Source organism: Salegentibacter maritimus (assembly GCF_016236975.1).
GTDB lineage: Bacteria > Bacteroidota > Bacteroidia > Flavobacteriales > Flavobacteriaceae > Salegentibacter > Salegentibacter maritimus.
The window spans coordinates 46499-61265 of record NZ_JAEHNY010000017.1; the positions used below are offsets into that span (position 1 = coordinate 46499).

Below are 14767 nucleotides of genomic sequence, written 5' to 3' on the forward strand. Positions count from 1 at the left end.
GATGAAAAAAATAATAATACCTATATTATCAATATTCCTAATGGCATCCTGTGAACTAACCGATGTCTTAGATCAGGACCCACCAAATAATTTGGTTCCCGAGAATGTAGTGAAAAATGAAAATGACGCAAAAGCACTATTGAGTGGTGTTTACAGTACGATAATTTCTTTCTCAAGTGCGCATTATTATATGTACTCAGAATTAGTTCCCGCTGGCCTTAGCGGATCTATGAGCTACATTGGTTTTGGTGACGGAAATTCAGCTTTTGTGACCAACAGCGTTCTTTTTGACAATAGTGAATTAAAAAGTTTCTGGCAAATTAAGTACAAAGTACTGGATGCAGCTAATAATACCATAGCTCTTGTAGAAGAATTGCCCGATGAAGAATTTTCGGGGAATACCAAGTCTGAAATTATTGGCGAAGCTCATTTTTTAAGGGCAATGAGTAGCTTTGATTTATTAAGGTATTTCGGTGAGTTCTACGATTTAGATAGTGAATATGGAATTATTATTCGTACAGAACCGGTAAACTTTGTTACCCGTAATAAAGCTAGAAGCAGCGTGGCCGCTACCTACGAGCAGATATTGTCAGATTTAGATTATGCCATCGCTAATGCTCCAGATTTTTCGGTAAACCATAGAGCTTCGAAAACTGCGGCTAAGGCATTAAAAGCTCGTGTGCTTTTGTTCATGGGGAACTATAGTGGTGCAGCCAGTATGGCAAACGAGGTTATAGAAAGCCAGGTTAGGCAATTGGAGCCAGATTTTCCTACAGTGTTTAATAATGGATTAAATTCTTCTGAAATTATTCTTCTTACCCATAGAAGTCCAGATTCAGACACTGAAGACAATAACCGAAAGCGATTTTATTCAGGAAAAACCGGTAACAGCTGGTATCCTGAAATGATGGATGGAGACCCCAGGCAGGAGTTTACCTATGATGGGCTTAAAATTCTGAAGGTAAATAATGAGGAAACTTTTAGGCCTACTTACTTTCTTAGATTGGCTCAAATGTACTTAATTGAAGCTGAAGCCCTGGCATTTGAAAATGCTGCGCTTGAAGATATTCAGGAACCACTTAATGCAATTCGTTTAAGAGCAGGTTTGGCACCTTCTGAAGCAACTACTATCGAGGCTGTAAAAGAAGAGATCTTTCAGGAATATGTGAAAGAACTTGCTTTTGAAAATGGTACCGAATGGTTTGCTGCGATTAGATTTAATAAAATTATGGAGCTAAAGCCGGAAGTAACAAATAAAAACCAATTCATTTTACCAATACCGGAAGATGAAATTTTTGGAAATTCAGAATTAAACCTTTCAGACCAGAATCCTGGTTATTAATAATACAATGCCCAAAAAGTAAAAAAAAGACTCTAAATCAAAGGTGTAAATCTGCTTTTTGGGTGTTTATAAAAATCATTTTTTAAAGATAAACTATATGAGTAAATTAAAATTCCTTACGGGGATACTGCTTTTTTGTGCCCTAACCAATCTAGTTGCCCAGGACCTAACTAAAAAGGTTCCTATAGATCCTTCTATAACTACTGGAAAGCTTGATAACGGTTTAACTTACTATATTAAACATAATCCCAAAACAGAGAACAAAGCAGAATTACGCCTGGTTATAAATGCAGGTTCCTTACTGGAAACCGAAGAACAACAAGGTCTTGCCCACTTTCTTGAGCACATGGCATTTAATGGAACCCGTAATTTTGAAAAAAATGAACTTATTGACTACCTGGAAAATCTGGGAGTACTATTTGGTGCCGACCTTAATGCGCACACCAGTTTTGATGAGACCGTTTATAAGCTAACACTGCCAACAGATGATGAAGAGGTTTATGATAAAGGTATTGAGATCTTAAGAGACTGGAGTGATGGTATAACCCTGGCAGAAAAAGACATAGATGAGGAACGTGGCGTGATTGCAGAAGAATTGAGAAGCGGACTTATAGGTTCACGCCGACTTTTTAACAGTTATATACCTTTAATTACAAATAATGCCCGGCACGCCGAAAGGCTTCCTATTGGAAAATTAGACGTTATTCTTAATGCTGATTACGAAGAGCTTAGAAAATTTTATAGAGATTGGTATAGACCAGATCTAATGGCTTTAATGGTAGTTGGGGATATTGATGTAGAAGAAACCAAACAAAAAATAATACAAAATTTTGGGGACTTGAAGAACCCAACCAGTCCTAAGCCACGAACCCAATATGGTATACCTGATAATAAGGAATTAAAGGCCGGTATTTTTACAGATCCCGAGGTATCATCTCTTAAGTTTTTTGCTTATTATAAAAAACAGAAAAACAACACCGAAACTTTAGAAGATTACCGCAAAACCTTAGTGGGTAGGTTGTATACCGGTATGTTAAACCTGCGAATGGAAGAGGCCAGGGAAGAAGGAAGAGCTCCTGTTATTGAAATTAAAGGAGGAATGGGGAATTTTCTAGCCGATAAGAATTCATATTTTGTAAGTGCTACCCTTAAAGAAGACCAGATTAAAGAAGGTATTATTGCTACGCTTAAAGAAAGTGAACGAGCTAAACGTTATGGCTTTAACCAAAGTGAATTAGATCGCTATAAAAAACAACTTCTTAATCGTGCAAACCTGGTTAGAAAGGAAGAAGGAAAAATCAATTCTCGTAGTTATGTTGAAGATTATGTAGATCATTTTATAGAAGGTGATCCAATTCCGGGTAGTGAATTTACCTACAATTTTTACAAAGACCAGCTTCCTACAATTAGCCTGGAAGAAGTAAATGCCTTAAGTGAGAAATGGATAGGCGATGAGAATATAAGCTTAATCCTAGCAGGGCCGGAAAAAGATGATTTAAAACTTCCGGGAGAGGAAACTTTGGTACAGTGGTTTGAATCTGTAAAAGATTTGAAATTAGAACCCTATGAAGACGATTTAAAAGTAGATGAATTAATGTCCTGGGAACCAAAACCGGGAAAGGTTAAAAGTACTTCTTACAATAAAGATATTAATGTTACCGAATGGGAATTATCAAACGGGGTAACAGTAGTTTTGAAACCTACAAAGTTACAGAATGATGTTATAAGCATTAGTGCTGTTCGTCCCGGCGGTAGTTCTTTAGCTCCCGATGAAGACTATATATCTGCACGTTTTGCAGCAGGTATAATCAATAAAAGCGGTTTAAATAATATTTCTGAAAGCGGATTGAGAAAACTGAATATGGGAAAGACAGTTTCAGTTAAAAATTATATAAACTTTTATGAAGAACTCATCTCTGGAGAGAGCTCTACTAAAGATTTAGAAACGATGTTAAAAATGATACATCTTTCTTTTACCAATCCTAATAAAGACGAAGCTGCCTTTTCAGTTTTTAAAGACAGAAGGGTTTCAGCCTATAAAAATAACGAAATCACCCCTTATAGCTATTTCCGTAAGAAAATCGCTATTGAAATGAGCGATAACCATCTTAGGGCTGTTCCGGTAGAATCGAAACAAATTAAAGATGGATTGAATTTAGATAAAGCTTTTGATTTTTATAAAGAACGCTTTGCTTCTGCCAAAGGCTTTACCTTCTTTATTTTAGGGAATTTTGAACTGGATTCTATAAAGCCTTATGTTGAAACTTATATTGCTAGTTTACCTTCAAAGAATATAAAGCAAAAGAGCAAAGACATTAAATTGCGCTATACCCAGGGGAATAACGAAACCTTTTATAAAGGACAGGAAGATAAAGCTGAAGTGCATCTTAGGTATACAGGTAAATTTGATTTTTCTACAAGAAAAAGAGATTTATTAAGTGCACTGACACACGTTATAAGGCTTAGGTTATATGAAGAATTAAGAGAAAATAGAGGAGGGGTTTATGGTGTGAGAGTAGCTTCATTTGCTACAGATATACCTTACAAATGGTACCGCCAAAGCATTGACTTTACCACTGCTCCAGATGATGTTGAGGACCTTATAAAGGCCGTACACGTAGAATTAGATAAAATTAGAAAAGAAGGGGTGACCCAGGAAGATTTAAATAAGGTAAAAGAAGCTTTACGCTTAAGGGGAAAAGAAGGCCTGGACTATAATAGTTATTGGTCTATGAAGCTAAAAGAAGCTTATAAATACAACCTGGACCCTTCTAAAATTCCAGACTTTAATTCTTTTGCCGATGAATTAAGCTCAAAGGAGCTTCAGGAGCTTGCCCAAGAATATTTAATAGAAGATAATTATTCTCAATTTATTCTTCTACCTGAAAAAATGGAAAAGAAAGCTGGGTAATTTCAGTGATTTGATTGAGTTAGCAAGAAAAACCGTTTCGTTAAAAAGAAACGGTTTTTTTTATGACTTTTTTACAAGCTTTTTAATCATTCCGGCTTACATAGCCAATGAATAAGCTTTGATAATAAACAGAAATTTAGAAATCATTTTACGCTTATTTCCCGGTAATCTGCACTGCACAAAACTGGTGTGAAAATACAGTTGTGGTGCCGGAACAAATAAGAGCATATTACATTAAAATTTGTTCATTCTATTCTGCTAAGCTTTTTAGGTTTGAATGGAAAAGTAAAGTATTTAAGGTGAAAAAATAAATTACCTCGTGACAAGCCAATGGAGCATTAAATGTAAAGTTTTTTGATTTCAAGGCGTGCCTGAAAGTCTCAATAATCTCGGGATAAAGGATTATAGAGTAAATTTGTAATTGCCTTTAAGCTGCGCTCGCCTTAGTCTTCTTTGATATCCTCAAAACAGCAAAAAAAGCGGTTAAAGAAAGTAGTACCCAAAATACATCAACTACAAAAATTTGGGTATAAGCTTTTTGAAGGGAAATCCATATCCAATTACCCGTGATTACACCATTAGCAATCGGAACCAGCATACCGAGGATACTCCCTAAGACTAAACAGGTTTTATTAGTGAAATGATTGTCTCGTTTTATGGTGAATAAAATGCTTAATATTAACCATCCCCAAAAAAACACCTGGTAAATAAGATCCTTTCGTACTCCCCCTGTATCTGCAACATAACTTTCTCCAAAAACCTTCATAACTATAAAAATAATGGCAGTTATTGGTAATAGACTTAGGCAAACAGAGGTATAAATAGTGACCAGCCAGTTATTGAAGGTTCTCTTGCTTTTTGAAACACTTTTTTTATTTCTGGCAACTAGCCATATATAAACCCCTGAAAGAATTACAAAACAAGTAACAAAACCTAGAACAAGGTAAATTAGTTTAAGGCCATAACCACCATAATCACCATAATGCAATCGGCGTAAAAGGTTAAAAGTTCCCTGGGCGTAAGAAGTTGGGGAGTCGATAGATTTTTCGGCGATAAGTTTAGCGTCTGCTATTCTATAGGTTTGGGAGGCCCGGTCTAGCAGATTTTCATCAAAACCGGGAGAACCGCTTAGTTGTACATACATATTGGCGTCGCCATAATTTATAATTTTAAGCTCACTAAGTTTTAGGTCGGGCCATTTTTTCAGGATCTTCCCCGCAAAATGATTAATTGAAAAGTCTTTTTGTATTGGTGTATAGGTGAATTCCATGTTGTCAACTTCTTCTTCCAGGTTTAGGATGTTTGCTATTTCACCGGGTTCATCTGGAAACAGGTAGCTTTCTACGGGCGGGAGCATTACCATATATCCAATCATTAAATAGCAACCGGTAACTGCAAAAATAAACTGGTAGGGAAGTCCAATTATTCCCAGTGCCACATGGGCATCAGTCCAAATAGTTTTCCATTTGGCCATGGGACGGAATGTGTAGAAGTTGGAGATTATTTTTTTCCAATGTACCAGCACACCGGTTATTATGGCAAAAAGAAAAAAGAAAGCAACTAAACCTGCCAGTAAATAACCAGACCTTCCAAAAAAGTTAAGCTGTGCAAAAAAGTGTAAGCGATAGAAGAATTCACCAAGTGAATAATTAGACTGATAGTCCTTTTTTTCAAAAGTATCCATATCCATAAAAAGATAATTAGATAATCTTCCGCTATTTTCATTAGTAAGGCTAGAGTCTTTGGAAGGCGTCATAGAAACATTTACTTCTCGCTCAAAATAACGATGAGAGTAGGTAATATCTCTTCCATAGAGATTTTTATTTTCTTCTAATTTCTTTAAAGACCTATCAAAATCAATGGTGTTAAAGTAATTTTCTTCAATAGGTTTGTTATGCTCCCAGGCACTTATTTCATCTCGCAAAAAAGCAATAGAACCGGTGAAAAAAATTATATATAAAAGTGCACTTATAATTATACCGCTAATGGTGTGGGTATGAAAGAGAATATTGTAAATTCTATTGGACATTTTGAAGGAAATTTAGGGAATGACATAAATAAGCAGAACGAAAAATGCGGATAAAAGAAGGTATACCCCCCATATTTTAAAGCCATTTTTAGTCAAAAAGGCGATTATCATTAACGCAACCCATACTATAAAACCTGCAAATTGTAGGGTAATGAGCGATGCGGCATTTTTAAAAAATTGGATGAAAATCATAAAAAAGCTTTGCGTGAGGATAAATCCACCAATAAAACCAGCCGTAATTTTTAAGAGACGTTGCCACGTAGAGGAGAAGTATTTTTTATTTGCCGGCATAATAAGAGAGGTAAATTTCAGTAAGTAAGATTAGTGCAATTAAAACGCCCCATAATTTTAGAGACGGAATTTTTAAAGGTATAAGCAGTATGCTTAGACTCGCTGCCAGGCTTAAGATCATTAAAAAAGAAAGAGATCCTACTAACCAACCTAAATGTAAAAAACAAATGCACAGACCTAATACCATTAATAAAATCCCTAGATAATTGGCATTTTTGGGATGATTTTTTAGCCATTGTTGCACAGGATATTTTACATTGAATTTTGCTCTCTTTGAACTATGATAACAGGAGATAAAACCTAAAAGCGTTATTAAAAAGGCGAGTGAGATCATCTTTAAATTTTAATAGTAGGCCTCATAAAATTATGAGTTATAAACTATATTAGTATGGTGAGCATTTCGGCCCGAAGGCCGAAATGTCTCTGGCTTATTCAAACTGGTTTACTAATTTGCTTTTACCGGGCTAAGCTTGCTAATAGCTGTTATATTACCTCCCTTTACTTCTAAGCCTTTTGTAGCAGTTGCAGTTTCAACATTAATATTATAAACATAACTGCTTTCGGTTGTGGTAATGCCAATGTGTACAGTTCCATTAGCATCTACATAGTTATTACTGGTTACATTTTGTATGCTTGCTGCCTCAGGGACTCCATCTAACCACTCAAATGTTTTATCGTAAACATTGATTATCGCCAAATTCGTGCCTACGCTATAAGCTGCTTTTTCTTTTTTCATCATCACAACAAAGTCTCCATCTCCGCCATAAATATGATTGGTAACGTAGTAGCCTCCTGAGGCTTGCTCCAGATCAAAAAGGTAAGATTCATCGAATTCGGTTTCTCCGCTGTTTATCCTGGTAACTGCCGAAGGTTTTGTAGAGGTTATATCTCCATTAGATGAGCCAAGAGATGATGAAAATGCATAGGCATCTCCCGTTTCGTCTACACTAAGCCCATTGGTGAAATACCTGCCAATAGAACTTGTCCTATCGTCATTTATAACTTTTTCCAGTTCCATTTCAGGATAAGAATACACGGCAATCCAGGCCTGGTTTGGGTAATTGGTTCCAAACCTATCATTACAACAAGCCTTAATACTATAAAAAGGAGCAAAAACTTTATCGCCTACCTGGGTCATCCAGGTAAAAAATGCCTGTTCCCCTTCGGGCGCAAGAGCAGCCGTGTTAATTTCACCTTCGTCCACAAACTGGCTGTTGCCGGTATCTAATCGGTACCAGCTTGCCACCGGCGATTCGCTGTTTCTGGAAACCCGGCTCATAAGAACGTCATCTCCTACATTAGTAAAAGTATGTACAGTTTCCGATTGGAAATCTGATATTTTATCTAAAGCTCCATTTTCATTTAACTGGTAGGTGGTTACTGCACCGGGGTTTCCCTGGCCATAGAGCAAGCTAAAAAACTTATTATTGGCAGTAATATAATAACGGTAAGTGCCGTCTTGTTCTACTCCGTTTCCCTGAGTGCTTATTGTGCCTTCGGTAAAACTTTCTGTAGTAAGTAAATAGTCGGCTACTCCTTCTGAAGCTACCGGGGTGGCTGCAATAATATATTTATCTGTAGCGGTTTCTCCTTCTCCCGGAACATCGGGATCGTCTTCACTGCAGCTTACACTAATTAGAGCTAAACTTAGCATGGCGAGAAAATTAAAATTGAACTTTTTCATATTGATTATTGTTTTGGTGTTAGGATTAGATTAAAATGAATATCTTATTTTGGCGGTAAAGTTTCTACCGGGTTTCTGTAAGCTAAAATTGTCGTATAAGTTGGCATCTGCCAGGTTTCTTGCTTCCAGGGTAAACTGAAAGCTGTTCTTTTTCCCAAAACTGTAAGTCATGCTCAAATCGTGCGCAATTTGTTCGGGTACTTCCAGCTTTGTGCTTCCTAAGCTGGGCCAATACAAATAGAAAGAATGAACATATAACAGATTGTAGCCAAAGCTGATACTGTTATTGGAGTTAAAAGGGCTCTCTATGGTGTAGCTGGCATCAGCATTGCCGTACAGGTAGGGTATGTTGGGAATTCTATCTCTGTAAACAATACTTTCCTGGGTTTGACCATCTTCAAACTGAGTGTTGTTTCTAAGGTTTTGATAGGTTAAATTCGCTCCCGCAGAAAATTTATTTTTATAAGAATAACGAGCTTCGGCTTCTATTCCCAGATTGCTAACATCTGCAAGGTTATCCATTACCTGAAAAACCTGATTTTTGTTGAGCCTGGGCCTTATAAAATCTTTTGCATCACGGTAAAATCCATTTGTGCTTAGATTAAGCTGGTGATATTTTTGAATTTTGAATAGATATTGAGCACCAAGGTTATAATTATAACTTGTTTCTGCCTTTAGGCTACTGTTTCCTTGTAACAATATACCGCCATCTCCAAATAATTCGTTAGGCTGCGGTAAGCGAAAACTTTTCTCAAAAGAAGCTTTTATCTGAAAATTATCGGTAAGGAAATATGTGCCGGCTGCTCCATAACCTAAACTATTAAATGTATTCTTTTTAAAGCGGTATGCAACGCTGCCGTATTCTGAACCTTCGGGCCTGTAAGCTTCTTCAAATGTATTAACCTGATGGTAATTCTTTAAAAAACCGGTAATACTCCAGTTTTCTTTCTCAAAGGTATAGCCAAGGCCGGCCACATTTTTAGTGGTTTTTTGAGGTTGATTATAGATTTGTTCCTCTTCCGATAGCAGGTTTTCCCTCTTTCTGTTAAAACTGGTATATACATTACTAATGGCCAGTTTGTGCGTTTCATTAATGTTATAGTTAAGGTTAGCATTTGCAATACCATTATTATTCTGAAATTTTAAATGCGTATAATTTAATTCTCCTCCCGGGCTGTCATATTCAATAAACTCCCCAAACCAATTATAACGTCGGTTTACTGTATCTACCACTTCTTCTTTTCCGAAATTATAGTTCGCATTTAAAGTGACATCCAGGCCTTGGGTAAAGAGATCTTTTTTTTGATATTTTAAACTGGGCATTAGAATATTTCCCTGTCTGTGCCTATTGCCATAAACGCTAACCTGCCTGGCACCTGTTTGAATTTCATTGTAGTTTTGGCCCACTGTAAAACCAAGTAATAGCTTATCGGCATAAGATGTATTTACAACACCTATATTTCCAATTATTGTTTCGTTGTGGTAATTATCATTAAAGCGCTTAACTTCCTGGTTTGGGAAATACTCTCCGGTTTCCAAATCGGCTACATCAACATTAACAGCATAGTTGTTATCAGAATAGTTTTGAAAGGCATTTATTCTTGCAGTGAAACCCGATTTTGCCGTGTATATAGCATTAATGTTACTACGATGCGTGTTAAAAGAGCCATAGGAATAAGAGGCATCTAAATGATTTCCAAAATCACTTTTTGTAACTATATTGATAGCACCACCAAGGGCATCGGCTCCTAAACCAACAGGAACCACACCTTTGTACACTTCAATACGTTCAGCCAGGTTAATAGGGATATTGTTTAATTGAAAAGAAGAACCAAAATTCTCCATCGGGATTCCGTCAATAAAGACTTTTACTTGGTTTCCCCTAAAACCGTTCATTGAAAGTTGCATATTTGAACCTACGCCGCCACTTTCCCGAACCCGTATTCCCGAAACCCGGTCCAGGGCATGCCCAATGTCTAATGAAGTATGGTGTAGTTTTTTAGCATCTACTACATCTACATTATACGCCAGTGCCTCAATTTGTTGAAGTTTACTTTTTGCGGTAAGATTTACTTCTTCCAATTGGGTTGCTGATTCTTTTAAACTGATATCAAAAAAGTTATTAGCTGGTGTAATTATGCGTGTTTCCGGGACATAGCCAACGAATGAGATGTTGAGGTTGAGATTTCTATTATTGGAAGGTACCGCTAAAGAAAAATAACCTTGAGGATTTGTTGTAGTCCCTTTGGAAATTTCAGGAATCCAGATGGTCACCCCAAGTAGAGGATTTCCCTTGGTATCGGTTATTTTTCCTTCAATTTGCTGCTGCTCCTGGGCACATAAGTGGCCGCCTATAAAGAGGCATAGCAAAAAAAATCCACGCAAAGTTGTATATTGCATTGCTTTTTAATTGTAAGAGGTTAAAGAGTAATCATGGAGTCATACAGTTGCCGCTGTATGGCTCTTTTTTTTGTTTAAAATCAACACATAATTATTAAGACTGGTTCTAAACTGGAGCAAATGTAATTATTTTTCTCTACTGAAAAAGGGAATTTCCGATTTTATTTAAAATAAGTCTAAATAAGTTTTTTAATTCAAAAGCTTAGCCTATGTTTGCACTATCGATAATCATTCTAAATAATTAAAATGAAAAAAATCACGATTTTAATCTTTGTACTACTGGTTCAGTCCACAGCTTCAGCTCATTATTTATGGATAGAAACAGCTGCCAGTGGTAAACTAAATAAAGAACAGCTGGTGAAGATCAAATATGGAGAATATACTTCAGGAGCAATTGAAAAGCCGGGAAATGATGCTTTTAATGCAGTTAAAAATTTTAGTTTGTGGTTAATAGCTCCCAGTGGAGAGAAAAAGGAATTGAAAATAAGCATGAAGCGTGATTTCTACCAGGCAGTTTTTGTTCCCTCTGAGGAAGGAAGCTATGCCCTGGTTTTAGATAATAAGAATGTGCAGGTTTTAGATTATACAGCATATGATTTTGGAATTTTTAAACCTCAATATCATGCAAAGGCGAGGGTTACAGTAGGGAAGAACCCTGAAAAACTTGCAAAAACTAATTTTGAGGGTATTGAAATTCTAAACATAAGTAATAAGGTTGCAAGCCATAAGAGCGAAGTAAACTTAAAAGTTCTTTTTAAAGGGAAAAGCTTAAAAGAACAGGAAGTGATAATTTATATTAGCGACCAGTGGTCGAAGAAACTTACCACCGATGAAAACGGAGAGGTGAGTTTTAAACTCCCATGGGATGATACGCTATATACCATAGAAACTACCCATAATGAAGATATCACAGGAACATTCGATGGAAAAGATTATGATTTTATATGGCATTGCGCTACATACGCCATTGCCCTGTAATTACCTTGTGTTTTAGTTTTGAGTTTTGAAAGTCCCTGCCTTGTGCAGGGATTTTTGTTGTATGGAATTCTACTTTTTAGGGTTTTAATGGATAAGGAATAAAATGTTTAGAATAACAATAATAAGTTGTGAGTTGTGGTTGTCGGCTGAATGCATTTAAGCTTTTCTTATCTCAATTTATTGTCCATGCCAATGCGGTAATTCCTGCTTTCCAAAAACTTAAACTATATTCTTTTAAATCAATTTAAGGTCTTTCATAATCCCAACAAGATGTGGATTGGTCTCTGCACCAAACTCGTCGCGTAACTCTTTTAAGCGTTTTTCTATGGCACTCTTACTGTTAGGCTTTATCTTTTTTTCTTTCAATACTTTTTCTATTTTATCCTGAGTGTAACCTTTAGAAAGGAATTCAACAATACTAATTTCAAAAGTATTAAGGCTAATGAGGTTGTTTTGTGATAATGCTTTTTCAATGGAGGGTGAATTATAGGTTAACGCCTTATTTAAAGCTAGAATTGCCTGTTTTAAATATTTAATTCCATGGCGGTCTTTACACACGTATGCATCTATATTCCCTGAAGCCCAGAGGTTTTTTACGATTTGCGGATGATCTTCAATAGAATGTACAATCACTTTTAGGTTTGGGTTTTCATTTTTTAATTTAGAAATAAGTTCCTCCCCAGAGGTGATTTTTTCTTCTCTATAGTCCTGCTTAAAGGAAAGATCGCAGATAAGCAAATCGTATGGATTGTTATTAAGCAGTTCTTTTTTAGCCATTAGCCAGGCCTGGTCGCAATATTGTGAATGAGCTACATTGGTTATTCCGAGATCATTTAAAAGTATGGCCACAGCTTGATTAATACTGTCTATATCTTCCGCAACAAGGACTTTTTTGAGCATAATTTTCTTATAATGGAATAGCGATTAAAATTTTTAAGCCTTTTCCTTTTTCTGTTTCAAAAGTAAGTGTTCCATTTATAGAAAAAATACGGTTTTCCACATTTTGAAGTCCATTTCCATTTTTAATAGCCTCTTTTGCCGTGCCTATACCATTATCAGAATAATGGATTTTTAAATATTGGTTTTCTTCATTGAAAACCAACGCCACTAAGGATGCCTTACTGTGTTTTTTCATATTTACCATAAACTCCTGCAAGACTCTATAGATCACTAATTTTTTTTCGCGATTTATAGTGCTCCAGGGAATATTATTTTCTCCACTTATAATCAAACGGATATTAGCCGGGCAAATATTGGAAAGTAAAGCCACTAATTGTTTTAAATACCCTGATCCTGTATCAATCTTACTATTTTCTCTTGAAATATCCCGGGTACGGCTATAGATACTTTCCAGCTTATCTATTATTTTTGTAGGAACTACCGCTTCAAGGCCGCTCATTATATTATAGATGTCGTTCGCTAGTTCGTCGTGAATCTTTTTTGATATTTTGGTTTCAGTATTATAGATTTCTATTATTTTCTCCTTTTTATGTTTTTGTCTGTTATAATAAAAAATGAAAATTGCTAAGGCTATGGTAAGCATAGCGACAAACATCAAAATATAATTCCGGGTTTTAATCTTCTGGTTTTCTATGGTTTGTAGTGCTGCGGAAGCTTTCAGGCTGGATATCTCCTGTTGCTTGCGCTCTTCATCAAATTTTATTTTGGCAAACGTATTTTTAGCACGTAAGTTCATTTTATTTAAACTGTCACAAAGAGCAATATAATGGGAAGTATAATTTGTACTGCCGGGGCTCAATCCTAATAAGTACTTTAATGCCTCTACCTGAGCCTGTAGGTTGTGATTTTTCCTACCAGTTTCTAGCCACTTTTTAGCATAATTAAGTGCTTTTATCTTGTTTCGATTTTTATAATAATATGATAAGTGTTCATAACTTGATGTTTTACCGGTGTCATCATTTTGGTCAATGCGCCATTTTAGCGCCTGGTTTAATTCTGAAGACACATCTATATTACCGTTTTTTAACCACTTAGTAAATGCCAGGTTATCCAAAAACCTTGATCGTGATTTGTAATCCTCTTTAGAAACGCTTCTATAGAGTTTATCAAAAACAGAAATTGCTTTTTTATATTTTTTTTGATCCTGATATACCAGGCCTATATTATTTTGATAAATTAAACTATCTTCTAAGTTCTGGGCGTAACGCAAGGCTTCTTTGTACTCTTTTATTGCATCATCATAAAAGCCCTGATTATTATAGGTAATAGCAATAATATTGTGAGCGCTGCTTAAGTATTGAGGATCTTTGACTTCATTTAAATATCGCAAAGCTTCGGTAGCTGATTCCTGGCTTCCAATATAATCCTGCATCCTGCTTTGGGCTATTGCCATTTCCAGGCTTCTACGTGCCGCTTTTGTACTATCCCCTATTTGAAGGTAGTGTTTACGTGATTCAAAAGCATTTTTAAAAACTGCTTCCTGATTATCTAAATAGCGATGTATAACTGCTTTTCTGTAAAATGCAAGTGCAATCCAGTTTGTATCTTTCCTAAATGTTGCCAGGCGTTCAAGACTATCTGCGAAAAAAAGCGCACTATCAAAATCCTCTAAACGATTATGATAATATATTTTATAGTCTAAAAGCAGTGGGTAAAGGCTGTCCTTTTTATTGTGAAGCTTAGATAATGATTGATTTAAATTTTGAATCTTGGCACTTATTTTCTCTTCATTTATGGCCCGTTCAAAAAAATAATAAGCTGAATCATTTTCAATACCCATATCCAACTTATCCTGCATTTTATTTCTACAAGCGCTAGATAAAACCAGGATCAGGAGACAAAAGATTAGAGGGGGCAATTTCATAAGGCGAAAATAAAAAAAGCCGCTCTAAAGCGGCCTTTTAATTATACATAAATAAAATTTAATCACCTTCGGGCTTCTCTATTTAAGTGTCTTAGCTTTAAAGTATTTCTTTACTAATTATGTAAGCATTATCTTTTTTTTGTGATTATGCTGCAGTGATTTTCATTTATATTTTAGTAGATAAATCTTTTAACTCGATAATCGATATTTTATGGATCAATCTCAAAAGTTGGGTCTAAAGTAAAAATTAAGTTTCTTTGCTGATAAATATTATCCAGTGAATAAAGAGACTGACCTATCCCTGCTAA

9 protein-coding genes are annotated in these 14767 nt (G+C 35.8%); 3 read left to right on the forward strand and 6 right to left on the reverse strand.

What is annotated here, in order from left to right; translation table 11 throughout:
* Position 1 precedes the first annotated feature (1 nt).
* Positions 2-1342, forward strand: coding sequence for a RagB/SusD family nutrient uptake outer membrane protein (locus I6U50_RS15290; protein WP_198639488.1), 1341 nt, complete (start codon positions 2-4; stop codon positions 1340-1342).
* Positions 1343-1439: 97 nt separating this feature from the next.
* Positions 1440-4253: a M16 family metallopeptidase gene (locus I6U50_RS15295; protein WP_198639489.1), complete on the forward strand. Its 2814-nt coding sequence runs from the start codon at positions 1440-1442 to the stop codon at positions 4251-4253.
* A 427-nt stretch (positions 4254-4680) separates the two neighbouring features.
* On the opposite strand, the gene I6U50_RS15300 is transcribed toward I6U50_RS15295, so the two are convergent.
* From I6U50_RS15300 to I6U50_RS15320, 4 genes are all read right to left on the reverse strand, one after another.
* Entirely contained in the window at positions 4681-6282 is a 1602-nt protein-coding gene (locus I6U50_RS15300; protein ID WP_198639490.1) for a PepSY-associated TM helix domain-containing protein, read from the reverse strand.
* 277 nt (positions 6283-6559) lie between these two features.
* On the reverse strand, positions 6560-6907 hold the full coding sequence (locus tag I6U50_RS15310) for a DUF3325 family protein (protein ID WP_198639492.1): 348 nt from the start codon (positions 6905-6907) through the stop codon (positions 6560-6562).
* A 111-nt stretch (positions 6908-7018) separates the two neighbouring features.
* Positions 7019-8257 (reverse strand): DUF4374 domain-containing protein, encoded by a 1239-nt coding sequence (locus tag I6U50_RS15315; RefSeq protein ID WP_198639493.1) that lies wholly within the window; start codon positions 8255-8257, stop codon positions 7019-7021.
* A 30-nt stretch (positions 8258-8287) separates the two neighbouring features.
* Positions 8288-10657, reverse strand: coding sequence for a TonB-dependent receptor (locus tag I6U50_RS15320; protein ID WP_198639494.1), 2370 nt, complete (start codon positions 10655-10657; stop codon positions 8288-8290).
* Positions 10658-10903: 246 nt separating this feature from the next.
* On the opposite strand from I6U50_RS15320, the gene I6U50_RS15325 reads away from it, so the two are divergent.
* Positions 10904-11635 (forward strand): DUF4198 domain-containing protein, encoded by a 732-nt coding sequence (locus I6U50_RS15325; RefSeq protein ID WP_198639495.1) that lies wholly within the window; start codon positions 10904-10906, stop codon positions 11633-11635.
* Between the two features lie 234 nt (positions 11636-11869).
* Here the strand turns inward: I6U50_RS15325 and I6U50_RS15330 are convergent, their stop codons facing one another.
* Positions 11870-12535 carry a response regulator gene (locus I6U50_RS15330; protein ID WP_198639496.1) on the reverse strand — a complete coding sequence of 222 codons (666 nt, stop codon included), beginning with the start codon at positions 12533-12535 and terminating at the stop codon, positions 11870-11872.
* Between the two features lie 7 nt (positions 12536-12542).
* Positions 12543-14393 carry a tetratricopeptide repeat-containing sensor histidine kinase gene (locus I6U50_RS15335; RefSeq protein ID WP_232805964.1) on the reverse strand — a complete coding sequence of 617 codons (1851 nt, stop codon included), beginning with the start codon at positions 14391-14393 and terminating at the stop codon, positions 12543-12545.
* Positions 14394-14767 lie beyond the last annotated feature (374 nt).